Raw genomic sequence first — 24,802 nt, 5'->3', positions numbered from 1 at the left:
AAACCCCCTTTGCAACCGGGCGAATCCGCGTTAAGGACGCGGCTTCACGCGGGGTGACAGCCTTGGAGGCACCCTGCCCTATCTATTGGAGTATTCAACATGGCTGGTCAGATTCCTGATCTTCACGCCGAAGCACGCACGGGGACAGGCAAGGGCGCCGCTCGTCAGGCGCGTCGCGACGGTTACGTTCCCGGTGTCGTCTATGGTGGCGAGGCCGATCCGCTGCCGATCAAGGTGCCGTTCAACGTCCTGCTCAAGCAACTGAAAGCAGGCCGCTTCCTGTCGACCCTGTTCAACCTCAAGGTTGAAGGCCAGGAAGACGTGCGCGTGATCTGCCGCAACGTCCAGCGTGACGTGGTCAAGGACCTTCCCACGCATCTCGATCTGCTGCGCCTGCGCCGCACCTCGAAAATCAGCCTCTTCATCCATGTCGATTTCATCAATGAAGACATCGCACCCGGCATCAAGAAGGGCGGCGTGCTGACGATCGTGCGTCCCGAAGTGGAACTGAACGTGACCGCGGGCGACATCCCCGAAAGCATCACGGTCGATCTGGCCAACCTGGATATCGGCGACATCGTGCACATCTCGGACGTGACCCTGCCCGAAGGCGCCAAGCCCACGATCGATCGTGACTTCGTGATCGCCAACATCTCCGCCCCGTCGAGCCTGCGCTCCTCGGATAACGAAGATGACGAGGCCGAAGGCGACGAGGCCGAGGCAGAAGCCACCGAAGAATAAGACCTGTTCGGGCTATCCCGACGGTTTTGAAAACGGCGCTCCATCGGGGCGCCGTTTTTTGTCGGGTGGCAGACATGGCCCGGACAGCCAACTCACGCCATGGCGCGGACCTGCCCGAACAAGCGGCACCACCTGCCCGGCACCGGGAACGGCCGGCCCCTGACAGGGCTGCGCGCCGTCGCGCGCAAAGCCAACCCCGACGGCAGGCACATCCGGCGCGCCATCATCGATCCAACGCGCCGAACCCGGCGATTGCGCCCTACCCCCGCCCCCTGGCCACCCGCATGAATCCCAACGTGCGCCCGTTGCTCATCACCGGGTCATAGGTCAGGCCCGATTTCGACATACAGTCCACCATCTTGCGGAGCACCCGGTTGCTCTCATACCGGCTGGGATGGATCTCCATCACCACATGTTTCACGCAGCGCGGCCAAGGCCGCTCGAACAATTGCGCCTCGGCCCCCTCGATATCCATCATCACGAATTTCGGCTCATAGATCGCCAACAGATGCGACATCGGCAGCGCGGGCACCTCGACCATGTCATCATGGTGCTTGCCCTCTGCCACGATCGACCCGCCCCAGAACAGCTTGCCCGCGCGGAACGTCACCGTTTCCCCGGTGTGATCATCCCCCACCACCGCGCCATGCAACAAGGTCACATCGCCAAACCCGTTGCGCTCCAGATTGGCGCGCACCGGGTCCAGCATCCGAGGATTGGCCTCTACGCTGATCACGTTTTCGGCCCCCACCACCGAGGCACAGACCGAGCTGACAAAGCCCAGCCCGGCGCCAAGCTCCAGCACAGTCCAGCCCTTGCGCAACCGCTTCAGCGCCGCGTCGCTTTCCTTGCTCTCATAGTCCCCGGCGCGGATCTTGTCCTCGATCGCGGTGCCCACCAGCCAATCGGGCAACCCGATCCCGACCCCTTTGAGTGTGTAAACCGTCACGCCGCCCGCTCTCCTGCCTTGCCCTGATTGATTCCTAAGCCCGCGCCACCTATAGAGCAACCACCACCTGCGAACGGGACTTGCGCCATGAAACTCTTTGTCGGCCTTGGAAATCCGGGTCCGAAATACGCCGCCAACCGCCACAATATCGGCTTCATGGCGCTGGACAGGATCGCCGCCGATCACGGCTTTTCACCGTGGAAGGGCAAATTCCAGGGCGCCATCGCCGAAGGCAGGCTGGGGCGCAACAAGATCCTGCTGCTCAAGCCCGAAACCTTCATGAATCTCTCCGGCCAGTCCGTGGGCGAGGCGATGCGCTTTTACAAGCTCGACAGCACCGACATCACCGTGTTCCACGACGAACTTGACCTCGCGCCGGGCAAATGCCGGGTGAAATCCGGCGGCGGCCATGCCGGGCATAATGGCCTGCGCTCGATCCATCAGCATATCGGCCCGCATTATGACCGCGTGCGCCTCGGGATCGGCCATCCGGGCCACAAGAACGCGGTCTCGGGCTATGTGCTGCGCGATTTTCCCAAGGCCGATGCCAACTGGCTGGACGACCTCTTGCGCGGCCTTTCCGACGGCGCGCCACATCTGGCGGACGGGGACAGCGGCAAGTTCATGAACGCGGTCGCGCTGCGCGTGAACCCGCCGCGCGCCTCGAACAAACCTGCCCCCAGGGCCGCCGATCCCGCGCCCGAACCGGCCCCGGACGCCGCTCCACAGGACGGCCGCTCCAAGCTGCAAAAGCTGATGGACAAGTTCAAATGACCGAGACCCTCAGCGCCGCCTTTCGCGATCAGGCCAGCCATTGCGAGGCGCTTGGCAGCCCCTTCATGGGCCGCCTGCTGCGCCTGCTGGCCACCCATTGGCCCACCGATACCGCCCTGGCCCGCAAATGCGCGGCCTGGCAGGGCGACATCGGCCCGCTGGGCGCCTCGCTGCCCCTGCGCATCTGCGGCGGGCTGCACGCACTTGTCCTGCAACAGCGCGACGCCGATCTGATCGCCGCCTATCCGCCCCACAACGTGCCCGACACGCGCCTGCGCGACGCGGTTCTGGCGGCGCTGCAAACCCACGACACCTTCCTGTCCGGCTGGATCGATCACGCACCCCAAACCAACGAGCCGCGCCGCGCCGCCGTGCTGATCGCCACCGCGCACCTGCTGCAAGACCGCTTCAGCCTGCCCATCCACCTCACCGAACTCGGTGCCTCTGCCGGTCTGAACCTGATGTTCGACCGCTTTCGGATGACGCTGGCCGGTACCGCCTACGGCCCTGACAGCAACGTGGCGCTGGCCCCCGACTGGTCCGGCCCCCTGCCCCCGCCCGGCCAACTGACGGTCGCGGCCCGCCACGGCGTCGATCTCAACCCGCTTGCCGCCACCGAACCCGCCGACCAGCTGCGCCTGCTGGCCTATCTCTGGCCGGATCAGTCCGAGCGCATGGCCCGCACCCGCGCCGCCTTTGCGCTTCAGGACGCCCCCGTCGACCGGGGCGACGCCATCGACTGGCTGGCACCGCGCCTGCGCATCCCGCGCCCCGGCGCGTTGCACCTGATCTATCACACCGTCGCCTGGCAATATTTCCCCGCCCACATCCAGACCCATGGTGAAGACCTCATTTCCGGCGCAGGCCGCGCCGCGCACGCGGACGCGCCCCTGGCCTGGCTGTCCTATGAATCCGACGGCCAAAGCCCCGGCGCGGCCCTGCGCCTGCGGCTCTGGCCCGGCGAACACGATCTGTTCCTTGGGCGCGCCGATTTCCATGGCCGCTGGGTCGATTGGCAGGCCCCCACCCGCCTGCCCTGACGTTACTCTTGCCCGAATGCCCCCTGATTTGCTCAACTGGCGCGCAAACACTGGGGGAAAATCACCATGCGCACCTTTGGAAAATGGCTGGGCCGCATCCTGCTGCTGCTCGTGCTGGCCGGCGTGGCCACCTATGTCTGGAAGCGCGAGGAAATCCACCGGCTGCTGGCGGTCAATTCACTCTTTGCCGAGGACAAGATCGTCTGGAACTTCTCCAACATGGACCGGCTCTTCCTCACCCGCCCGGTGCCGCGCGGGGACGGCCCCGTGTCGGACCTGCCCCGGGGCGATGACATCGCCCTGCCCGACGGCGCCGCGCAATGGATCGCCGAACGCAACGTCACGGCACTTGTCGTGCTCAGCGACGGGCAGATCGTGCATGAAAGCTACCACAAGGGCACCGGGCCCGAAGATCTGCGCATCTCCTGGTCGGTGGCAAAATCCTACCTGTCCGCCCTCTTTGGCGTGATCCTGGCCGAGGGCCAGATCGACAGCCTGGAGGATCCGGTCACGAAATACGCCCCCTCCCTGGCTGGCACCGCCTATGACGGGGCCTCGATCCGCAACGTGTTGCAGATGTCCTCGGGCGTCACCTTCAACGAGGATTATCTCGACTTCAATTCCGACATCAACCGCATGGGCCGCGTGATCGCCATGGGCGGCACGATGGACGGGTTCACCCGGGCGCTGTCGGACCGCTTCACCGCGCCGGGCAGCCAGTGGCAATACGTGTCCATCGACACCCATGTTCTGGGCATGGTGATCCGGGGCGCGACGGGGCGCGACATTGCCGATCTGCTGGCCGAAAAGATCATCGCCCCGCTGGGATACGAGGCCGCGCCCGCCTATATCACCGACGGCGAAGGGACCGCCTTCGTGCTGGGCGGGCTGAACATCCGCACCCGCGATTATGCCCGCTTTGGCCAGATGATCGCCCAGAACGGCATGTATGGCGGCACACAGGTGGTGCCCGCCGACTGGATCGCCCAAAGCACCCGCCCCAGCGCCAGAACCGCCCCCGGTGCGCTGCGCTATGGCTATCAGTGGTGGATGCCCAAGGATCCCCGCCCGGGCGAATTCTTCGGCATCGGGGTCTATGGCCAGTATATCTATATCGACCAGCGGCGCGGTGTCGTGATCGCCATGAACTCCGCCGACCGTCAGTTCAAGGAAAACGGCGTGACCGACGGCAATATCGCCATGTTCCGTCGCATCGCGGCGGCGACAGAGTAATTCCTCCCCGGCGCCCGGCCCCGGTCAAGGGCGGGGGCGGGGGCGGGGCGCTTACCAAACCCGCGCGCCCTGCCGCTCCAGCTCGGCCTGGATATCCCCGATGTCCACATTGTCCAGGTCACGCCCCTGCCTGACCGACAGCGCCGCCGCCACGCCCGCGCCCTGCCCGATCACCGCACAGCACGCCATGTTGCGCGTGGCCGCGTGGGCGATCCGCTCCGCCCCCGTCGCGCGCCCCGACACAAGCAGGTTCTTCACGCGCCCTGGCAACAGGTTGCGATACGGGATCTGGAAATACCGCCCCGTGGTGGGCAGGATCAGCACGCCATACCCATCAATGAATTCGGGAAAAATGCCGATACTGTCCTCGAACCGGCCCTGTTCGCGCACATCCGCCTCGCGCATGTGATACATCGTGTCCACCTTGCGCGTGTCCCGCACGCCCAGGCTCATCCCGAAATTCCTCAGCCGCGCGCCCTCGCAGCCCGGCGTGAACCGCCGCAGCGCCGCAATCGCCAGCATCGCCTGCCGGCGCCCCTCGATCTCGCCCCGCGTCAGGCTGTCCGGGTCCGTTCCGTCGATCCCGTCCAGATGCACAAGGTTCATATAGGTCAGCTCGCCCGTGTCGTGCACCGCCCCCCATGTCCCGGCAATGGTGTTGAGATGCGCCGGAATGATCCCGGCCCTGATCGCCTTCGCAAACGGCTTGCCCAGAAAGGGCGAGAACATCTCGTCCTCCTTGCCCGAGGTCTCGATATTCCACTCGCCCCCGCCGCCCCAATCGGCATAGGTCTGCGGATCGGCCCTGACCCCTTCCATGAACTTCTCCTTGTCCACCCCGGCCAGATGAAACATGACACTCGCCGCCATCATGTCCTCTCGCGGGGTCAGCCGCGTGGGCGCCCCGGCCCGGTGCGCCACATCCGCGTCCCCCGTCGCATCTATCACCCGCCGCGCCAGGATCGCTTCGCGCCCGGCCTTGGACTCGGTGATGATGCCGGTGATCGCATCGCCCTGCATGATTGGCGCCACGAACTGGCGGTGCAGCATCGGGTGGATCCCCGCCTTTTCCACCATCCGGTCCGCGACCAGCTTGAACCCCTCGCTGTCGATCTCATAGCTCAGCGACTGGCTCTCGGGCACCGCCGCGCCGGCCTCTTTCGCCGCGTCCTCGAACTCCTTGGGAATGCCCATGCTCTCGACCGTGTGCTCGTGGCGATACCAATGCATCCCCTCCACCCCGACCACGGTGATATTGCCGCCAAAACAGCCGAACCGCTCCACCAGCGTCACCGCAACCCCGGCCCGCGCCGCCGCCAGCGCCGCCGACAATCCGCCGGGGCCGGAGCCGACAACCAGCACATCGGTTTCATGGATCACGTCGATCTGGCGGGCGGGTTCACTGATCTGTTTCATGGCGCTCAGCCTTTGCCAAACCCGCCCCCTGCGTCAATCCGAAATGCGCCCCCGCCCACGTCACGGCGCAACGTATTGGCCCGAACAGGCAACTGGCCTATCATGGCCGCGCGCACGCGCCTTCCGCCTTCCGCCTTCCGCCTTCCAAAAAGGACTACGCAGCATGATTGCCTATGTCACCGTCGGCGCCAACGACATCGCGCGTGCAAAACGGTTTTACGCGGCCTTCCTGCCCGCGCTTGGCTATGAACTGACCGAAGGCCCCGAGGGCCTGAGCTACACGCTTCCCACAGCGCCGGGCCAGTCTCCGGTTCTGCCGGATTTCTACGTAAAACCTCCTTTCGACGGGCGCCCGGCCACGGCAGGCAACGGCGCCATGGTCGCCTTCGAGGCCCGCAGCCAGCAACAGGTGCGCGCCCTTCACGCCGCGGCCCTCGACGCAGGCGGTCTGGATGAGGGCCAGCCGGGTTTTCGCCCCTCCTATGGCCCGCAGTTTTACGTCGCCTACCTGCGCGACCCCCAGGGCAACAAGATCGCGCTGTTCGCCAGCAACCCCGACGAACCCGGTCGCGACGACTGACGCGAATTTCTCACCGTCCCGAACCCGGATCATCCACTGCAAGGCAAAACCCCGGCAATGGCCCGCCCCGAAACGCGGCGCGCGCGCCTATTGCCGCTTGGCGCGGCGCCGCGGCCATGCGAACATGCCCCCATGATCCACAAAGACCCCGGCTTCAACGTTCTGGGCACCAATCTCGCCCCCTGCTCCGGCGATCCCGTCACCGGGTTCTTCCGCGACGGACATTGCAACACCTGCCCCGAAGATCAGGGCAGCCACACCGTCTGCGCCGTGATGACGGCCGAATTTCTCGCCTTTTCCAAATATGTCGGCAACGATCTGTCCACCCCCCGGCCCGAGTTCAACTTTGCCGGGCTGCAACCGGGGGATCACTGGTGCCTGTGCGCCGCCCGCTTTCTCCAGGCCCATGACGAAGGCTGCGCCCCGCAGGTCGATCTTGCCGCCACACATCAACGCGCGCTCGACATCGTGCCTCTGCGCGTGCTGGCGCAACACGCCACCAAAACCGCCCCCTAGCCCGCGCGGTCCTGCAAGGCCGCCGCGCCGTCCTCTGCCAGCAAATCCTCCAGAAACAGGCTCATGAGCTGCGCCCGCCCGCTGACACCGGCCTTGCGGTAAATTGCATTGCTCTGCGCCTTGACCGTGCCCTCGGACGTATCGCGCAAGGCGGCAATCTCCTGAATTGACAGTCCCTTGACAGAGAAAAGCGCCACGTCATGTTCGGCCGGCGTCAACCCCCAGTCGCGAAACGTGGCCTCCAGATGGTCCCGGAACGCCCGTTGCACCTGGCGCAGGCTGGCTTCGGCCCGGGCCTTGCCCGCCATCGACTGACGCAGCGCCAGCCACCCCAGGACCACGCCCAGAACCAGCCCCAGCGCTGCGGCAATCTCAAGGATTTCCCGGGTTTGCCAGCTGATCGGGGTCGAGCGCACCCCCAGCACGGACATCGCGATGTCCGATACAAAGAACAAGGCCGCAACCCCCTGCAAAAGCACAAGCCCGCCAAGCAAACCGGCCCGTCTCACCGGCGCCGCCCCGGTTCAGCCCGCGACCGTTCAGTCATCGTCACCACCATCGTCCCCGCCGCCATCGTCCCCGCCGCCATCGTCGCCGCCGCCATCGTCACCGCCACCATCGTCGCCGCCACCATCGTCGCCGTCCCCGTCGCCGCCGTCCCCGTCGCCGCCGTCATTGCCATCGTCGCCGCCGCCGTCGTGCCCCCCATCGTCACTTCCGCTTTCATCCTGCCCATCGTCATCAGACGACTCATCGGGATCATTTGTCCGCCCGATCAGACCACCAAATGCCCCCTTCTGCCCGTCCCGGCCCTCCCCATCGTCCCAATAGTCGCGCAGGATTTCACCGGTGCGCGGGTTGACCACGATCTCGCGCTCCGCATTTCCCGATCTGGCCTCGATACGCACCCGTCCCAGCCAGGTGCGGCCAATGGCGATGTCGTCATAGCCCTGCGCCTGCAACTGCCGCACGATCGCATCAAGCCGCGGGTTCGCGCTGCTCTGCGCCAGAGCGGCGGTCCCCAGCATCGCCAGCGCAACGGCGGTTCGTACAATGTGTCCGATTGTCCTGGTCATAAAGTCCATCCGAAAAATGTTGGCTGGCCCCCGCATCATACGGGCGCCAGCCGGTCATGGAAAGGCTGCGCCTTCATCGCCAGGCGCAGTATGCCGCCCCGGACCGACAGGAACTGCCGATCCGTGCCGTGGCCTCAATCATGATCGCCGCTGTCGCCATCGCTGTCGCCATCGCCATCGCTGTCGCGACCGCCATCATCACCGCCATCGTCATCGCGCCCGTCATCGTCGCTGCCATCGTCATCGCCGCCGTCATCGTCATGGCCATCGTCATCATAGCCATCGTCATCATGGCCATCGTCATCGCGGCCATCATCGTCGTGACCATCATCATCGCGGCCATCATCGTCATCATGGCCATCGTCATCGCGGCCATCATCGTCATCATGGCCATCATCGTCCCGGCCATCGTCGTCCCCGATCGGGCCGACTTCATGCGAAACCACTTCTTCGGTATCCAGATCGTAAACGGTTTCCACCTGCATCCCGTCGCGCACGGCTTCGACTTTGGCCTGGCCATTGCCGCGCTTGATCTCGATCTTGGTAAATCCGTCCCGGGCAAAGGACCGCTCCAGGCGCGTTACAAAGTCCTGGGCAAATGCGGTCGATGCCAGACCGATGACAATGGCGGTGGAAGTGAGGAATATACGTGTCATGAGATTTCCTTGCTGCATGTGTCTGTAGATGATCAGGGGGATTCTTGTTTTCCGCCTGGTGTTTTCGGCGTATTCGCCTGCCCCCAGACTGACCCGGGCAAATCGGACGAACCATTGAACTGCGGTTTAATTCTCCCCGCCTGCACCCCGGGTTTAGCCGCCTAAACCCCGGTTTAGGACAGCCCCTGAAACCAAAAAGGGCGCCCGATTACGGGCGCCCGGTCACATCCGTTCAGGGAAAACGCGCTCAGTGCGCCGCACGCCCTTCGGTATCGCTCATGTCGAACCCCAGATAGCGCGCCACGGTCTGCACATCCTTGTCGCCCCGGCCACACATGTTCATCACGATGATATGGTCCTTTGGCAGATCGCCCGCGATCTTCATCACATGGGCCAGCGCATGGCTCGGCTCCAGCGCCGGAATGATTCCCTCCTGCGCACAGCAGAACTGAAACGCCTCCAGCGCCTCCTTGTCGGTCACGCTGACATACTGCGCGCGTCCCACCTCATGCAGCCAGCTATGCTCCGGCCCGATGCCCGGATAGTCCAGACCTGCCGAAATCGAATAGCCTTCAAGAATCTGCCCGTCATCGTCCTGCAACAGGTAGGTGCGGTTGCCATGCAGCACACCGGGGCGCCCGCCGGTCAGGCTGGCGCAATGCTCCACCTTTTCGTCCACACCCTTGCCGCCGGCCTCGACGCCAATGATGTTGACCTCCTTGTCATCCAGGAACGGGAAAAACAGCCCCATCGCGTTGGACCCGCCGCCGATCGCGGCAATCACCGTATCGGGCAGACGGCCCTCACCCTCCTGCTCGGCCAGCTGCCAGCGCACTTCCTTGCCGATGATCGACTGGAAATCGCGCACCATCGCCGGATAGGGATGCGGCCCGGCCACGGTGCCGATGCAATAGAACGTGTCGCGCACATTCGTGACCCAGTCGCGCAGCGCGTCATTCATCGCGTCCTTCAGCGTCCCCCGCCCGCTCGTCACCGGGATCACCTCGGCCCCCAAAAGGCGCATCCGGAACACGTTGGGCGCCTGGCGCTGCACGTCATGCGCGCCCATGTAAACCACGCATTTCAGCCCGAACTTGGCACAAACAGTGGCCGTCGCCACCCCATGCTGGCCCGCCCCGGTCTCGGCAATGATCCGGGTCTTTCCCATGCGCCGCGCCAGGATGATCTGACCCAGCACATTGTTGATCTTGTGCGCGCCCGTATGGTTCAGCTCGTCCCGCTTGAGATAGATCCTCGCCCCGCCCAGGCTTTGCGTCAGACGCGGCGCGAAATACAGCGGGCTCGGGCGGCCCACGTAATGCTTCCACAAATCGTCCATCTCGGCCCAGAACGCGGGATCGTCCTTGGCCTTCTCGTATTCCGCTTCCAGATCCAGGATCAGCGGCATCAGCGTTTCGCTGACAAACCGCCCGCCAAAAATGCCGAACCGGCCCTTTTCGTCGGGACCGGACATGAAGGAATTGAACAGATCGGTGGCCATGAGGGGGTATCCTTCGCTTGCGTCCGCCTTACCTAAAACGCACGCACCAACAGGGCAAGCGGGAAAGCGTTTCAGGCGCAACTCCGCACAGGCACTCCACGCGCCCGCCAACGGCGCCTAGCGCAACACCGGCACTGGCCGCACCTGTGCTGCCGAAACAAACCCCCGGATCAGCGCCGCATCCTTCACCCCCGGCGCGCGTTCCACACCAGAGCTTACATCCACCTGCCGCGCGCCCGTCATGCGCACCGCTTCGGCCACGTTTGCCGCCGTCAGCCCCCCGGCCAGCATCCACGGACAGGGCCAGTATTTGCGGTTCACCAACCGCCAGTCAAACGCCAGCCCGTTGCCGCCGGGCAACTGCGCCCCCCGGGGCGGCTTGGCATCCACCAGCAACTGGTCCGCCACCGCGCCATACCGGTCAATCTGCGCCACGTCCCCTGGCCCCGCGATGCCGATCGCCTTCATCACCGGCAATCCGTACCGCGCCCGAATGTCCGCCACCCGCTCCGGGCTTTCCGCCCCATGCAACTGCACCATGTCCACCGGCACCGTTCCGACAATTTCGTCCAGCGCCGCATCCTGCGCATCCACCACCAGCGCCACCTTGGCCACCCCCGGCGGCACCTCCAGCGCCAGCGCCCGCGCGGTCTCCACATCCACGCAACGCGGTGACCTGTCAAAGAACACGAACCCCACATAGGCCGCCCCGGCGCCAACCGCCGCCGCCACATCTTCGGGGGTTTTCAGCCCGCAAATCTTGACCCGGATGTCCATGCCACCTTACCCACACCGAAAAGAGGCGCAGCCCGCCCCTTTCATTGTTCCAAAAATACTCAAATGCGCAACGCGGCTCAGCTCGCCTCGTCCAACAGGGCCAGAACCTCGTCCTTGTTCCCGGCCTGCTTGCCCTTCAGACGGCGCATCTCGCGCCTGGTCTGGTGCAACTCACGCTCCGCCCGGCTCTTGTCGGCCCGGTGACGATGCTCGCGCATCCACTCCCACACGAACCCGATCAACAACCCGGCAACGATCGCGCCGAATATCACCACGAACAGCGGCAGCGAGATCGACATGTTCACCCCGATCAGATCGCCAAGCGCCTGGGGCAACAGGGTCAGGGTCACGATATCCCGGTTCGCCAGGGCAACGGCCACCAGCACGGCTCCCAGGGTGCCGAGAAAGGCATAGCGGATGTAACGCATTTCTTACTTTCCGTTCAGTCGGTCTCGCAGCAACTTGCCCGTCTTGAAGAAGGGCACGTGTTTCTCTTCCACTTCCACCGACTCTCCGGTACGCGGGTTGCGCCCGACACGGGCATCGCGCTTCTTCACCGAAAACGCGCCAAAGCCACGCAGCTCCACCCGATCGCCACGGGCCATCGCATCGGTGATCTCCTCAAAGATCGTGTTCACGATACGCTCCACGTCACGCTGGTAAAGGTGCGGGTTTTCATCGGCAATCTTCTGTATCAGTTCCGAACGGATCATCGGTTCACATCTCCCTGGGCGTGCTAGTCTTTGTCGCAAGCATCGCCCCGACTATAGGGAGAATCCCGCCAAACGGAAAACGGAATCGCTGCGCCAGATCGCCTTTTATACCCCATTTCCGGCGTTTTCGCCGGTTTTCCGGCAGGCCCCCGCCCGTCCACACGTCCCCCGCCATACCACAACCCGCGCCGCAGCGCGGAAAAGAAGCCATTGATTCGCAACGGAAAGCTTTCCCCTCAAGGGCCGGAACCCCAGCCTTGTTGTCCTGCGAACGGCACGGATTCATCCGGCGTTGTGCTTGCAGCCCCGGCCCGCTCGTGCAACGCTCGACACCCCAGTCAGCCTCAAGGGCAGTCCCCCATGACCTCGCGCGCGCCCTCTTCCCTGCTTGCATTGCTGATCTTTCTCGGCCTGTACGGCGTGCCCGCGCAATCCCAGGACCAAAGCTGGCGCGAGACAAAATGCACTCTCTACCAGCACGCCGTAATCGACGCGCTTGGCATGCTGGGACAAGACGGCATCCGCAAGGAATTTCTGGCAGAGAATGACGCCTTCATCGCATCCGGCTGCATCGACAACTACCGGATCTGCCCACAGACCGACAGGGAAACCGAATTGGCGAACCTGCTGACAATCATGACGATGAACGAAGGCATGGCCAGCACCTTCGTCCCCTTCGGCTGCCCCTGACCGCCCGACCGGTCCCGCCGCCACTCCAATAAAGAAAAACCCCGCCGTTTCCGGCGGGGTTCTCCATGTCTTTTGCGCAAAAGCGGAACGCTTTACTCGTCGCCACCCTTCAGGGCCGCGCCCAGGATGTCGCCCAGCGATGCGCCCGAGTCCGACGAACCATACTGTTCCACCGCCTCTTTCTCTTCGGCGATCTCGCGTGCCTTGATCGACAGGCCCAGACGGCGGGTCTTGCTGTCCACGTTGGTCACGCGCACATCCACCTTGTCACCGACCGAGAAACGCTCGGGGCGCTGCTCTGCGCGATCGCGGCTCAGGTCCGAACGGCGGATGAAGGATTTCATGCCTTCGTATTCCACCTCGATGCCGCCATCCTCGATCGCGGTCACGTTCACGGTCACGATCGAGCCACGCTTCACGCCGCCAACGGCTTCTGCGAACTTGTCACCGCCCAAAGCCTTGATCGACAACGAGATACGCTCCTTGTCGATGTCCACTTCCGACACGACCGCCTGAACAACGTCGCCCTTGCGGTAGTTCTGAATGGCCTCTTCGCCACGCTCGTCCCAGGACAGGTCCGACAGGTGCACCATGCCGTCGATCTCGCCTTCGAGACCGATGAACAGGCCGAACTCGGTGATGTTCTTGACTTCGCCTTCCACCTGCGTGCCCTCGGGATGGGTTTCTGCAAACACTTCCCACGGGTTGCGCATGGTCTGCTTGAGACCCAGCGAAACGCGGCGCTTGGCACCGTCGATTTCCAGCACCATGACATCCACTTCCTGGCTCGTCGAAACGATCTTGCCGGGGTGCACGTTCTTCTTGGTCCAGGACATTTCGCTGACGTGAACCAGGCCTTCGACACCGGGTTCCAGCTCCACGAAGGCGCCGTAATCGGTGATGTTGGTCACGCGGCCCTTGTGGACCGAGCTCAGCGGGTACTTGCCCGCCACCAGATCCCACGGATCGTCCTGCAACTGCTTCATGCCCAGCGAAATACGATGGGTTTCCTTGTTGATCTTGATGACCTGAACCTTGACGGTCTCGCCGATCGACAGGATCTCCGACGGGTGGTTCACACGGCGCCAGGCCATGTCGGTGACGTGCAACAGGCCGTCAACGCCGCCCAGGTCAACGAAGGCCCCGTATTCGGTGATGTTCTTGACCACACCGTCCACCGCCTGACCCTCGGTCAGGTTGCCGATGACTTCGGCGCGCTGCTCGGCGCGGCTCTCTTCCAGAATGGCGCGGCGCGACACAACGATGTTGCCACGGCGACGGTCCATCTTCAGGATCTGGAACGGCTGCTTCAGCCCCATCAGCGGGCCGGCGTCGCGCACGGGGCGCACGTCAACCTGGCTGCCCGGCAGAAAGGCCACGGCGCCACCCAGGTCAACCGTAAAGCCGCCCTTGACACGGCCAAAGATCGCGCCTTCGACGCGCTGGTCGTCGGCATATGCTTTTTCCAGGCGGTCCCAGGCTTCTTCACGGCGGGCCATCTCGCGCGAGATAACCGCTTCGCCGCGGGCGTTTTCAGCCGCGCGCAGGTAGACTTCCACCTCGTCGCCAACGGCGATTTCAGGGGCTTCACCGGGATTTGCGAATTCCTTGAGATCAACGCGGCCTTCCATCTTGTAGCCGACATCGATAATGGCCTGGCCCGCTTCGATCGCGATAACCTTGCCTTTGACAACCGAACCCTCGTTCGGGGTGTCCATTTCGAAGCTTTCATTCAGGAGGGCTTCGAATTCCTCCATGGTTGTATTAGCCATCTGGCGTTTCATTCCTTTACAAACATTTTTTCTGGCCGAGCGGTTGTCTCCGCCGGTCTTTATCTATGCCCTGCCGCTTCGCGGCATGAGGGCGGATTGAGTGCCCTGCCGCTTCGCTGCTTGAGGGCGAATTGAGTGCCCTACCGCTTCGCTGCTTGAGGGCGAATTGAGTGCCCTACCGCTTCGCTGCTTGAGGGCGGTCTTGATGCCCGTTGCCTGCGGGCGGTGTGCCAACCCGGCGAACCCTAAAACAAAGAGGGCCGGAGGCTCCGACCCTGCTCGTCTCTCTTGTTCTATGGCGTTGATCGCCTTGTCGACGGGCGCGATATATTCGCTTTGCGCCCTGCTGGCAAGCGCTTTGGGCGGTTTCGTTTGGGAATTCGCGCCCCGCGCGCTAGCCTTCGCCCAGGAGGAACGCCAATGTCAACCATCACCAGCCCCTTTCCGCCCGTCCCGATCAGCGACAAGACCATGACCCAACGTGTCTTCGACGGCATCGACCCGGACATGACCATCCTTGTCGACGGGCCTTCCGGGCGGCCCATGACCGGCGCGGAATTCATCGCCGCGGTCAAATCGCTGGCCGGCGGGCTGAACGCCGCCGGGCTTGGGGCCGGAAAATGTGTGGCGATCATGGCGCCCAACCTGCCCGAATATTGCGTCGTGGCGCATGGCGTCGCCTGGGCCGGCGGCACGATCACCACGATCAACCCCACCTATACCGCGCCCGAAGTCGCCTATCAGCTGGCCGATGCCGGGGCCGACCTGCTGATCACCGTGGCGCCCTTTGCCGACATCGCGACACAGGCGGCGCGCGGCACCGGCGTGCAGGATATCGTCGTGATCGGCGAGGCCCCGCCGGGCACAACCCCGCTCTCTGCGCTCATGGGCCCCGCTCAGGATACCCAGACCCCGGTGGATGCGGCCAATCACGTCGTCGCCCTGCCCTATTCCTCGGGCACCACCGGCCTGCCCAAAGGGGTGATGCTGACCCATCGCAACCTGGTCGTGAATATCAGCCAGATGCTGGCCCCGGCCGATGTCGACGCCGGTGAACTGACCCTGGCGTTCCTGCCCTTTTTCCACATCTACGGCCTTCAGGTTCTGATGAATGTCTATCTCGCGGCGGGCGGCGGGCTTGTCACCATGCCCCGGTTCGATCTGGAAATGTTCCTGGAGCTGGCCTGCAAATACCGCACCCGTCGGCTGTGGGTTGTGCCCCCGGTGGCGCTGGCCCTGGCCAAGCATCCGGTGGTCGATACCTACGATCTGTCGCATGTCGAACAGGTCTTTTCCGCCGCCGCGCCCCTGGGGGGCGACGTGGCCGAGGCGCTGGCCACACGGCTGGGCACCACCGTGGCACAGGGCTACGGCATGACCGAACTCAGCCCCGCCAGCCACATCTCGCCCGGCGGCAAGGGCAAACCGGGCGCTTCGGGCGTGACCGTGCCCAATACCGAATGCCGCATCATCAATCCCGATACCGGCGCATCGCTCGCGCCAACCGACACCGGCGAAGTGCTGGTGCGCGGGCCGCAGGTGATGAAGGGCTATCTCAACAATCCCGACGCCACCGCCGAAACCATCGATCCGGACGGCTGGCTGCATACCGGCGATATTGGCCGGTTCGACGAAGACGGTTTTCTCTATCTGACCGACCGGGTCAAGGAGCTGATCAAGGTCAAGGGGTTTCAGGTCGCCCCGGCGGAACTGGAGGCAACGCTGCTCGCCCACCCGGCCGTCACCGATGCCGCGGTGATCGGCGTGCCCGATGACGCTTCCGGCGAAGTGCCCATGGCCTTTGTCGCCGCCGCCGCCGGCAACGCGCCAAGCCTGCAAGACATTCAGGCGTTCTTCGAGGGCCGGTTGGCGCATTACAAACAGATCCGCCACCTGCGCGTGGTCGAGACAGTGCCCAAATCGCCGTCTGGCAAGATCCTGCGCCGTCAGTTGCGTGACGAAATCGGAATCTAGGGTCAGCTGCGCCGGGTGGCCTTTATCCCGGCGCGCGCCCTGTTAACGGCGCGTCCGGCCCGCCCGCGCGCCGATGCAATACCGACGCAATACCGACGTGCCGCCGAAGCAAAAAAACCTGCAAAACAAGGGCATTAACCCTCGAATCGCGCCCAGGCCTCAGCAGAACCGCTCCGGTCCCACCCATTGGCCCGCCGAATAGCGATCGCCATGCGCCCAGCCCGCCGGCAGCACCCGCGTGATCTCGGCCAGCTGCGCCGCGCTCAGCGCCACCCCGGCGCCCGTCACCAACTCTTCGAAATGCGCCACAGACCGCGTGCCGGGAATGGCAAACACATGCGCGCCCTGCGCCAGAACCCAGGCAATCGCCAGCGCCGCAGCGGGCAGGCCCATATCCGCCGCCAGCGCGCGAAACGCGTCTGTCGCCTTGATATTGTTGGAATAATTCGGCTCCTGAAAGCGCGGATTGACCTTCAGCCAGCCCAGATCGGGCACGCGGGACAGCGGGATCGGATCGTCTGTCAGGAACGAGCGGCCCACCGGCCCAAAGCCAACCAGCGCCGTGCCCAGATCCTTGCAAGCCTGCACCAGCCCCAGTTCGGGCGCGCGCACCCCCAGCGAATACTCCGACTGCACCGCATCCACCGGATGCTCGGCGGCGGCCCGGCGCAACGACGCGGGCGCGATCTCGGAAAAACCTATCCCCTTGATCTTGCCCTTCTTTTTCAACTCACCAAGCGCACCGGCCACGTCTTCAATCGGCATATCCGGGTCGCGCCGATGCACATAGAACAGGTCCACATGATCCGTGCCCATCCGCGCCAGGCTCTGATCCAGTTCCGCCTCCAGATGCGCCAGGTCATTGCGAAAACAGCGGTTTCCGGCGTCGTCCCGGGTGATCGCCGCCTTGGTCGCAATGAAGAACCGCGCCCGCGTCCCCGCCCCGCGCGCCTTCAGGAAAGAGCCGATCGCCGCCTCCGATCCGCCCATGCCATACACGTTGGCCGTGTCCACATGGGTGACACCGGCGGCCAGCGCGGCATCAAGGATGGCGTGGGAATTGGCCTCGGTGGTCGGCCCGTAGAAATTGCCGAACGACATCGCCCCGACACCCAGCGCCGACACCGGGCCGCACCCACCAAGCTGTTGCATTTTCATGGGTTTTTCCCTTCCATTCGCGCTTCTACGGCGGCAATCGCGGCCGCCACCGCGCTGTCGATATCCATCTGGGACGTGTCAATTTCCACCGCGTCGCGCGCCGCAACCAATGGCGCCTCGGCGCGCTCCCGGTCACGCCGGTCGCGCTCGATCACATCGGCCAGCACCTGCTCGCGGCTCACCTGCGCGCCCCCGGCCTCCAGCTCCAGATACCGTCGCCCGGCCCGCACCTCGGCGCTTGCGGTCACGAACAGCTTGGCCTCTGCCTCGGGGCAGATCACCGTCCCGATATCGCGCCCATCCAGCACCGCGCCGCCTGCGCGCCGGGCAAAGGCACGCTGGAAATCCACCAGCGCCGCACGCACCTCTGGCAGCACCGCCACCTTGCTGGCCGCCTGCGCCACTTCGGGCGCGCGCAGCCCCTCGGCCTCCAGATCCTCCGCCACCAGCGCCCGCGCCGCCGCCAATGGGTCCGCCCCGGCCAGAACTCGCGCGCCGACCGCACGATACAGCAGCCCGGTATCCAGATGGGCAAAGCCGAAATGTGCCGCAACCGCCCTGGAAATGGTTCCCTTCCCCGCCGCGGCGGGCCCGTCTATGGCAATGGTAAAGCTCATGAAATCCCCGTTCCTCTGCGCGCCCCTCTATCCCAATCCGGGCGCGTGGATGCAAGCGGCTAACGCCCCCAGCGGCGCAGAACCATCCAGCCGAACCCCAGCAAGAGAACCAGGAAACTGATCGTCGCCGACAGCGATTTGCTCACCGTCCAGAAGCTCGCCAGCGACACCAGCTTGTCCGCCACCGGCGCGTCGCTGGTCAGCATGACGGTGACAAGGTAATTCTCCAGGTAATCCGCCGCCACCCCAACCAGAGCGATCACCGAGAACACCATCGCCCAGGGACGCGGAAACAACAGCTGGAACCCAAGCACCAGCGCCAGCCCCAGCAGGGCAGGATAGAGGATGTCCAGCTTGTGCTGCACGTCGATGTAAAAGACCCGCCCCTCGTCGCTCAGCGCCGCCAGAAACGCGCGGGCCTGCTCGCCGGAATAGCCCAGGGGGCGCATGTCGAACGGCGCCAGCCCACCGGCGGCATCCGAAACGAAAGGCAGCGACCACAGCACCATGGTCAGGTACACCCCCGCCGCGCCCGCGAAACTGATCCAGAATGCCGCCCTCATGCGCTCTCCGCGCCGCCGGCTCAACCGCGCCAGCCGCGTCTTTTCTTGCCCACATTGAACACGATCATGACCGACAAAAGCGCAAAAGCAACAAAAAGCGTGAAGAACTTCGTCACGGTATAGCTGCTCGCCAGGGCGACAAGCTCGCCGCTGATCGCGCCCGGCCCATGGTGCAGCATCTCCGAGATCAGCGCGTTTTCCGCCAGATCCATGATCACATAACCGCCCGGCACCACCATCAGGATCACACGGCTCCAGGCGTGCACATTGCGCGTCAGCCCCCACAGCGCCCAGCCCAGCCAAAGGCCCATCAATGCCGGAAACACCGTATCCAGCGCCCGCAAGGGCCCCGCATACAGCGCAACGGCCCTGGCGGGCAGGTGTTCCAGGTAAAATGTGGCCTCAAAATAGGTATAGCCCAGCAGGCGCAGATCAAACGGCTGCATGGGCGGATCGCCCACCACGAGATTGCGCAGGCCAAGCGTCACCAACACCGCGTAAACCCCTGATGTGATCACGCTGAGTGCGGCGAATGACCTGGCATAGCGGCTCACCGATCGGCTCTCGCAACATTGGCCCCCAGCCCGGCCATGAGCGGCTCGAAGATCGGAAAAGAGGTGGCAATCGGGCCGCCGTCATCCACGCTTACCGGGTTTTGCGCGGCCATGCCCATCACCATGAACGACATGGCAATGCGGTGGTCCAGATGGCTTTCACAGGTCGCGCCACCCGGCACGTTGCCATGGCCCAGCCCGTGCACGATCCACCAGTCTTCGCCCTCGTCCACCGCGACCCCGTTCAGGCGCAGCCCGGTGGCCATGGCGTCGATCCGGTCGCTTTCCTTGACGCGCAATTCCCCGACGCCCTTCATCACCGTATCTCCCTGCGCAAAAGCCGCCACCACCGACAGGACCGGATACTCGTCGATCATGCTCGCGGCGCGCGCCGGGTCCACCTCGATACCCTTCAGGTCGGGCGAAAACCTGGCGCGCAGATCGGCCACCGGCTCGCCGCCCTCTTCGCGTTCGTTTTCATAGGTCAGGTCCGCGCCCATTTCGCGCAGCGTGGTGAACAGCCCGGCTCGGGTGGGGTTCAGCCCGATATTGGGCACCAGAACGTCCGAACCGGGCGTGATGATCGCGGCGCATACCGGAAACGCCGCCGAAGAGGGATCGCGCGGCACGGCGATGGTTTGCGGCTTCAGTTCGGGCTGACCTGTCAGCGTGATCACCCGTCCCGCATCGGAATTTTCGGTGGTGATCCGCGCGCCAAAGCCCCGCAGCATCCGCTCGGTATGGTCGCGCGTGGCCTCTTTTTCGATCACCACGGTCTGTCCCGGCGCGTTCAGCCCCGCCAGCAACACCGCCGATTTCACCTGGGCCGACGGCATCGGCACTTCGTAGCGCACCGGCACAGGATCGGCCGCGCCCACGATGGTCATCGGCAGCCGCCCGCCCGACCGGCCCACGGCCTGCGCCCCGAACAGCGCGATCGGATCCGTGACCCGCGCCATCGGGCGCTTGTTCAGGCTGGCATCGCCGGTAAAGGTGGCGGTGATACCGGTCGTGGCCATCGCCCCCATGATCAGCCGCACCCCGGTGCCCGAATTGCCGCAATCGATCACGTTCCGCGGTTCGGCAAAACCGCCCACGCCCACACCATGCACCGACCATTCGCCGCCGCCATGATCCGTCACCTCGGCCCCGAAGGCACGCATCGCGCGCGCCGTGTCCAGCACATCCTCGCCCTCCAGAAGGCCGCTGATCCGGGTTTCCCCCACCGCCATCGCGCCAAGGATCAGCGAGCGGTGCGAAATCGACTTGTCGCCGGGCACATGCGCCTGGCCCGTCAGCGGGCCGCAGGGGTGGGATGTCATCGGGATCGGTGTGCCGTGGCCGGACATGAATGCGCTTCCTATTGGGTCGTTTTTTTCGCTGTTAGCGCAACAACAGCCATCCGTCCATGGCGCGATTTGCCCCGGCAGGGCCCTAACCATGCCCCCCGGTCAGCCACAGCGTGGGATTGACCTCGGAAATCTCGCGAAACACGTCCGCCCCAAGCGCGTGGCGCAGCCGCATCGATACCGCCCGCTCGCTCAGGTCCTCTTGCTTGGTCATGTAGTAATCCGACCCGAACAGCACCTTCCTGCGCAGGCTCTCCTTTTCCAGGAACACCGCCAGAAACGGCATGTTCTCTTCGAAGTCGAACATCGTATAGGAAATATCGGTGTACAGGTTCGGATACTTGCCCGAATTGATCATGTCACGGATACATGTCACCCAGTTGCGCCGCCGCGCGGCCGGATCCAGCGGATCGATCCCGGCCACGTAATCCGCCCATTCCCGGCTGCCGCCGAAATGCGCCAGGTTGATACGCAGCTCGGGAAACGCCTCCAGCACCGGCACATAGCGCAACGGGGCGCCCATTTCCTCGCCGCGCCGGCTGTCCCAGCCCCTGGCATAGACCCCGCCGCGCGAACAATGGGTGATCACCGGCAGGTTGTTGTCCACGCAATAGGGGTAAACCTTGTCCATCAACAGCCGGTCGTCGGGCGCATGGCCCAGCTTGGGATACAGTTTCAGCCCCCTGAACCCGTACTCCTCGATACATTTGCGAAACTCGTCAAACGCCGCCTGCCCGCGCGCCGGGTGCACCTTGGCAAACGGCACCAGCAAATCCCGGAACTGCGGCTTGCTGGCCAGCCGATGCAAGTCGTAATGCTGCTGTTCCAGCGATATTTCAGGCGTGTCATAGCCCCCCGCCGCGATATCCATCGGCAACACCACAAACCGCGTGCCCGTCGAATACTGATGCAGGACGCTGCGCAACACCGCCTCCTGCGTGGGTTTGCGCCCCACCGCCGCCATCCGGCCAAGACGGCGCACCTGCCCGCCCTGATCCTTCCAGAAGGTTTTTTCCAACACCCAGGCAATGGCGTTGATCAGCCCCGGCTGACCGCGCAGAAACCCGACAATCGGCACCGGGAAATTCTGTGGCACATGGTCCAGCGTGAACAAATGGATATGGCAATTCGTCATTCGGTAATCGGGCATGAGGCACCCCTTTGATCTGAAATACTCGCCTCATGAGTGTTATCACACGCGCGGTTTCAAGTCTTTCTGAATGTCAGGTAATGCGGGGTGCGCCCTTCGCGAAATGCCTTCTGTTCATAGCGCGTGGATATCCAGTCGCCCCAGGGCGTGCGCCAGTCGGCGGGCCGCTCGGCCAGCCATTCGAATCCATGGCGGGGCACTTGCTCCAGCGTCTGACGCACATAATCGGGAATGTCCGTCGCCACCCGGAAAATCGCCCCCGGTCTGAGCACCCGCGCCAGCGGCTCCAGATGTTCAGGGGTCACAAACCGGCGCCGGTGGTGGCGTTTCTTGGGCCAGGGATCGGGATACAGCAGAAAGGCGCGCGCGATGCTGTCCGTGGGCAGCACGTCGAACATGTCGCGCACGTCACCGGGATGCACCCGCAGATTGCCGGCACCGGCATCGCGGATCTTGCCAAGCAACATCGCCACGCCGTTGATATAAGGCTCGCAGCCGATAAGGCCGACATCCGGGTTCTGCACCGCCTGGTGCACCATGTGCTCGCCCCCGCCAAAGCCGATCTCAAGCCACACGTCCCGCCCCCCGAACAGCGCGTCAAGCGCCAGCGGCGCGCGCTCGGGATTGGTCTCCCAATCCACCTTGCCGGGCGACAGCCTGGCCAGGTCCTCGTTCAGATAGGTCTCCTGGCTGGGGCGCAGGCCCTTGCCCTTGAAGCGGCCATAGAAATTGCGCCACGGGGCGCCAGAGGGGTGTTTGTCCGGGTGGTTATCGGCGGGCATGGCTCTCACTTTGCTTTGCGGGCCTGCCTTTGCCCAATGCGGCCCCCGCCGTCAAGCTTTGCCAAACAACATCCGCAACACGAACATGCCCGGAATCGTCACGATATACATCGTGATCCCATAAAGCGCCGCCGGCACCGCGTATTCGGGAATACCCCCGGTCTGCGCCACCAACCCGGCCACGGTGATGCCCAGCGCGGCGTTCTGCACCCCCATCTCGATCGAGATGCACAGCCCGTCACCCCCGCCCAGCCCAAGGACGCGCGCCATCACGATCCCCAGGATCAGCAGCACAAGGTTCAGCGCCACAAGAAGTGGCCCCAAACGGGCGATATTGGCAATGAACATGTCCCAGTTGGTGATCAGCGCCGCCAACACGATCACCACGAACAACACCAGCGCGACACCCGAAACCATCCGCTCGCGCCGCGCCGCGAAGTCCGGGGCGACAAAACGGATCAGCAGGCCGATCACCACAGGAACGGCCGTGATGGCAAACATCGAAAAACCAATCGCGGCCACGTTGATCTCGGGCGCGTCCCCGGTCAGGAACGCCCCCGCCGCCCAGCCCACCAGCGCCGGCACCGTCAGCACCGACAACAGGCTGACCACCGCCGTCAGCGTGATCGACAGCGCCACCGTGCCCCCCGCCAGCTTGGTCAGGATGTTGGATGTCACCCCACCCGGACAAAAGCTCAGCAACATCACCCCAAAGGCCAGCGCCGGCGGCAGGCTGGTGAATATCACCAGCAGATACGCCACCACCGGCACCAGCACCACCTGTCCCGCCATGCCCACCAGCACCGCGCGCGGCATGGTCAGAACCCGTCCGAAATCGGCAAATGTCAGCCCGAAACCAAGGGAAAACATGATGAAGGCCAGCGAAAGCGGCAAAGCAACGTCGATCAGCATGCGGAAATCCTCTCTGTTCGCAGCGCAAAGGTGGCACAAGACACGGCAAAGGCCAAAGCCTTCCGTCAGGGAAAAGCCTTGGCCTTGTCAGGTTTTTGCATCTTTGCGGTTTTGCAACCGCCTGCCGTCAGACCGCCCGCTTCAGCGCCTCCACCAGATCGGTGCGCTCCCAGCTGAACCCGCCATCCTCGCTGGGCTGACGCCCGAAATGGCCATAGGCCGCGGTGCGTTGGTAGATCGGCTTGTTCAGTTGCAGATGCTGGCGAATGCCGCGCGGGGTCAGGTTCATGATCTCGCCCACGGCCTTCTCGATCGCCGCATCCTCGACATTGCCGGACCCGTGCGTATCGGCATAGATCGACAGCGGCTCGCTGACACCGATGGCATAGCTCAGCTGGATCGTGCATTTGTCGGCCATGCCCGCCGCCACCACGTTCTTGGCCAGATAGCGCGCGGCATAGGCCGCCGAGCGGTCCACCTTGGTCGGATCCTTGCCCGAGAACGCCCCGCCCCCATGCGGCGCGGCGCCGCCATACGTGTCCACGATGATCTTGCGGCCGGTCAGCCCGGCATCGCCATCCGGTCCACCGATCACGAACTTGCCGGTCGGGTTCACATGCCACACGGTCTGATCGGTGATCCAGCCCTCGGGCAGGGTCTCGCGGATATAAGGCTCGACCACGGCGCGCACATCGGCGCTGGTCATGGTCTCGTCCATGTGCTGTGTCGACAGCACGATCGAACTTACCCCCACCGGCTTGCCGTCGCGATAAACAACCGACAGCTGCGATTTCGCGTCCGGGCCCAGCGTCGGCTCGGCGCCGGATTTGCGCACCTCGGCCAGACGCCGCAGAATGGCATGGGAATACTGGATCGGCGCCGGCATCAGCGCATCCGTTTCGTTGGTGGCGAAACCGAACATGATGCCCTGATCGCCCGCGCCTTCGTCCTTGTTGTCGGCAGCGTTCACGCCCTGGGCAATATGGGCGGATTGTTCGTGCAACAGGTTGGTCACTTCCACGGTCTCGTGGTGAAACTTTTCCTGCTCGTAGCCGATATCCTTGATGCAGTCGCGCGCAATCTCGTCGATCCGGCCCATGTATTCGGTCAGCTTGGCCTTGTCCGACAGCCCCACTTCGCCGCCAATCACCACACGGTTGGTGGTGGCAAAGGTCTCACATGCCACCCGCGCCTCGGGCTCTTCGGACAGGAACGCGTCCAACACCGCGTCGGAAATCCGGTCGCACACCTTGTCGGGATGCCCCTCTGAAACGCTTTCAGAGGTAAAGATATAGTTCTGTCTGGCCAT

The 24,802-nt window shown here is 64.3% G+C and carries 27 protein-coding genes; 8 read left to right on the top strand and 19 right to left on the bottom strand.

Going from position 1 to position 24,802, the window contains the following annotated elements; all coding sequences use genetic code 11:
- Positions 1 to 99 precede the first annotated feature (99 nt).
- Positions 100 to 741, top strand: a complete 642-nt coding sequence (locus I3253_RS01325) for a 50S ribosomal protein L25/general stress protein Ctc (RefSeq protein ID WP_197915817.1) — start codon at positions 100 to 102, stop codon at positions 739 to 741.
- Between the two features lie 259 nt (positions 742 to 1,000).
- On the opposite strand, the gene I3253_RS01320 is transcribed toward I3253_RS01325, so the two are convergent.
- Positions 1,001 to 1,690: an FkbM family methyltransferase gene (locus I3253_RS01320; RefSeq protein WP_197915816.1), complete on the bottom strand. Its 690-nt coding sequence runs from the start codon at positions 1,688 to 1,690 to the stop codon at positions 1,001 to 1,003.
- A gap of 87 nt (positions 1,691 to 1,777) precedes the next feature.
- Between I3253_RS01320 and pth the strand changes: the two genes are divergently transcribed.
- The 3 genes from pth to I3253_RS01305 all read left to right on the top strand — a co-directional run bounded on the left by pth (position 1,778) and on the right by I3253_RS01305 (position 4,737).
- Positions 1,778 to 2,464 carry an aminoacyl-tRNA hydrolase gene (gene pth, locus I3253_RS01315; protein ID WP_197915815.1) on the top strand — a complete coding sequence of 229 codons (687 nt, stop codon included), beginning with the start codon at positions 1,778 to 1,780 and terminating at the stop codon, positions 2,462 to 2,464.
- Positions 2,461 to 3,504 carry a DUF2332 domain-containing protein gene (locus I3253_RS01310; protein WP_197915814.1) on the top strand — a complete coding sequence of 348 codons (1,044 nt, stop codon included), beginning with the start codon at positions 2,461 to 2,463 and terminating at the stop codon, positions 3,502 to 3,504. Before pth ends, I3253_RS01310 begins: the two co-directional genes overlap by 4 nt.
- Before the next feature lie 66 nt (positions 3,505 to 3,570).
- The gene (locus tag I3253_RS01305) at positions 3,571 to 4,737 is read left to right on the top strand and encodes a serine hydrolase domain-containing protein (RefSeq protein WP_197915813.1); all 1,167 of its coding nucleotides are present in this window, start codon (positions 3,571 to 3,573) and stop codon (positions 4,735 to 4,737) included.
- Positions 4,738 to 4,788: 51 nt separating this feature from the next.
- On the opposite strand, the gene I3253_RS01300 is transcribed toward I3253_RS01305, so the two are convergent.
- Complete coding sequence (locus I3253_RS01300) at positions 4,789 to 6,153, bottom strand: FAD-dependent oxidoreductase (protein ID WP_197915812.1); 1,365 nt, start codon at positions 6,151 to 6,153, stop codon at positions 4,789 to 4,791.
- A gap of 163 nt (positions 6,154 to 6,316) precedes the next feature.
- Here I3253_RS01300 and I3253_RS01295 point away from each other — a divergent pair, with 163 nt between their 5' ends.
- The gene (locus tag I3253_RS01295) at positions 6,317 to 6,733 is read left to right on the top strand and encodes a VOC family protein (protein ID WP_197915811.1); all 417 of its coding nucleotides are present in this window, start codon (positions 6,317 to 6,319) and stop codon (positions 6,731 to 6,733) included.
- Between the two features lie 132 nt (positions 6,734 to 6,865).
- A complete protein-coding gene (locus tag I3253_RS01290) occupies positions 6,866 to 7,249 on the top strand; it encodes a DUF2237 family protein (RefSeq protein ID WP_197915810.1) in 384 nt (127 codons plus the stop codon).
- On the opposite strand, the gene I3253_RS01285 is transcribed toward I3253_RS01290, so the two are convergent.
- The 7 genes from I3253_RS01285 to ihfB form a co-directional block, all read right to left on the bottom strand.
- Positions 7,246 to 7,758 (bottom strand): helix-turn-helix transcriptional regulator, encoded by a 513-nt coding sequence (locus tag I3253_RS01285; protein ID WP_332255656.1) that lies wholly within the window; start codon positions 7,756 to 7,758, stop codon positions 7,246 to 7,248. The genes I3253_RS01290 and I3253_RS01285 overlap by 4 nt on opposite strands.
- Positions 7,759 to 7,788: 30 nt before the next feature.
- Positions 7,789 to 8,325 (bottom strand): PepSY domain-containing protein, encoded by a 537-nt coding sequence (locus I3253_RS01280; RefSeq protein WP_197915809.1) that lies wholly within the window; start codon positions 8,323 to 8,325, stop codon positions 7,789 to 7,791.
- Between the two features lie 134 nt (positions 8,326 to 8,459).
- On the bottom strand, positions 8,460 to 8,981 hold the full coding sequence (locus I3253_RS01275) for a PepSY domain-containing protein (RefSeq protein WP_197915808.1): 522 nt from the start codon (positions 8,979 to 8,981) through the stop codon (positions 8,460 to 8,462).
- Between the two features lie 247 nt (positions 8,982 to 9,228).
- On the bottom strand, positions 9,229 to 10,482 hold the full coding sequence (gene trpB / locus I3253_RS01270; RefSeq protein ID WP_197915807.1) for a tryptophan synthase subunit beta: 1,254 nt from the start codon (positions 10,480 to 10,482) through the stop codon (positions 9,229 to 9,231).
- 117 nt (positions 10,483 to 10,599) lie between these two features.
- Complete coding sequence (locus I3253_RS01265) at positions 10,600 to 11,259, bottom strand: phosphoribosylanthranilate isomerase (RefSeq protein ID WP_197915806.1); 660 nt, start codon at positions 11,257 to 11,259, stop codon at positions 10,600 to 10,602.
- A 77-nt stretch (positions 11,260 to 11,336) separates the two neighbouring features.
- Entirely contained in the window at positions 11,337 to 11,687 is a 351-nt protein-coding gene (locus I3253_RS01260; RefSeq protein WP_197915805.1) for a lipopolysaccharide assembly protein LapA domain-containing protein, read from the bottom strand.
- A gap of 3 nt (positions 11,688 to 11,690) precedes the next feature.
- A complete protein-coding gene (gene ihfB, locus I3253_RS01255; RefSeq protein ID WP_114511370.1) occupies positions 11,691 to 11,972 on the bottom strand; it encodes an integration host factor subunit beta in 282 nt (93 codons plus the stop codon).
- Positions 11,973 to 12,332: 360 nt separating this feature from the next.
- Between ihfB and I3253_RS01250 the strand changes: the two genes are divergently transcribed.
- Positions 12,333 to 12,662, top strand: coding sequence for a hypothetical protein (locus I3253_RS01250; protein ID WP_197915804.1), 330 nt, complete (start codon positions 12,333 to 12,335; stop codon positions 12,660 to 12,662).
- Positions 12,663 to 12,754: 92 nt separating this feature from the next.
- Here the strand turns inward: I3253_RS01250 and rpsA are convergent, their stop codons facing one another.
- Complete coding sequence (rpsA, locus tag I3253_RS01245) at positions 12,755 to 14,446, bottom strand: 30S ribosomal protein S1 (RefSeq protein WP_197915803.1); 1,692 nt, start codon at positions 14,444 to 14,446, stop codon at positions 12,755 to 12,757.
- Between the two features lie 408 nt (positions 14,447 to 14,854).
- Between rpsA and I3253_RS01240 the strand changes: the two genes are divergently transcribed.
- Positions 14,855 to 16,408: an AMP-binding protein gene (locus I3253_RS01240; RefSeq protein ID WP_197915802.1), complete on the top strand. Its 1,554-nt coding sequence runs from the start codon at positions 14,855 to 14,857 to the stop codon at positions 16,406 to 16,408.
- A gap of 159 nt (positions 16,409 to 16,567) precedes the next feature.
- Here the strand turns inward: I3253_RS01240 and I3253_RS01235 are convergent, their stop codons facing one another.
- From I3253_RS01235 to metK, 9 genes are all read right to left on the bottom strand, one after another.
- Complete coding sequence (locus I3253_RS01235; protein WP_197915801.1) at positions 16,568 to 17,566, bottom strand: aldo/keto reductase; 999 nt, start codon at positions 17,564 to 17,566, stop codon at positions 16,568 to 16,570.
- Positions 17,563 to 18,183, bottom strand: a complete 621-nt coding sequence (locus I3253_RS01230; protein WP_197915800.1) for a (d)CMP kinase — start codon at positions 18,181 to 18,183, stop codon at positions 17,563 to 17,565. The genes I3253_RS01235 and I3253_RS01230 overlap by 4 nt, the downstream gene beginning before the upstream one ends.
- A 59-nt stretch (positions 18,184 to 18,242) precedes the next feature.
- Entirely contained in the window at positions 18,243 to 18,746 is a 504-nt protein-coding gene (locus tag I3253_RS01225; protein ID WP_197915799.1) for a hypothetical protein, read from the bottom strand.
- A 20-nt stretch (positions 18,747 to 18,766) separates the two neighbouring features.
- The gene (locus tag I3253_RS01220; protein WP_197915798.1) at positions 18,767 to 19,300 is read right to left on the bottom strand and encodes a hypothetical protein; all 534 of its coding nucleotides are present in this window, start codon (positions 19,298 to 19,300) and stop codon (positions 18,767 to 18,769) included.
- On the bottom strand, positions 19,297 to 20,649 hold the full coding sequence (gene aroA, locus I3253_RS01215) for a 3-phosphoshikimate 1-carboxyvinyltransferase (protein ID WP_197915797.1): 1,353 nt from the start codon (positions 20,647 to 20,649) through the stop codon (positions 19,297 to 19,299). The genes I3253_RS01220 and aroA overlap by 4 nt, the downstream gene beginning before the upstream one ends.
- A gap of 85 nt (positions 20,650 to 20,734) precedes the next feature.
- On the bottom strand, positions 20,735 to 21,799 hold the full coding sequence (locus I3253_RS01210) for an amidohydrolase family protein (protein WP_197915796.1): 1,065 nt from the start codon (positions 21,797 to 21,799) through the stop codon (positions 20,735 to 20,737).
- A gap of 56 nt (positions 21,800 to 21,855) precedes the next feature.
- Positions 21,856 to 22,581, bottom strand: a complete 726-nt coding sequence (gene trmB / locus I3253_RS01205; RefSeq protein WP_197915795.1) for a tRNA (guanine(46)-N(7))-methyltransferase TrmB — start codon at positions 22,579 to 22,581, stop codon at positions 21,856 to 21,858.
- Between the two features lie 51 nt (positions 22,582 to 22,632).
- A complete protein-coding gene (locus tag I3253_RS01200; protein WP_197915794.1) occupies positions 22,633 to 23,493 on the bottom strand; it encodes a bile acid:sodium symporter family protein in 861 nt (286 codons plus the stop codon).
- A 127-nt stretch (positions 23,494 to 23,620) separates the two neighbouring features.
- Positions 23,621 to 24,802: a methionine adenosyltransferase gene (gene metK, locus I3253_RS01195; RefSeq protein ID WP_197915793.1), complete on the bottom strand. Its 1,182-nt coding sequence runs from the start codon at positions 24,800 to 24,802 to the stop codon at positions 23,621 to 23,623.

This window comes from Thiosulfatihalobacter marinus (assembly GCF_016019955.1).
GTDB classification, from domain to species: Bacteria; Pseudomonadota; Alphaproteobacteria; order Rhodobacterales; family Rhodobacteraceae; genus Shimia; species Shimia marinus_A.
The sequence above is the reverse complement of the archived record's forward strand: the minus strand, read 5'-3'. Positions and strand labels throughout refer to the sequence as shown.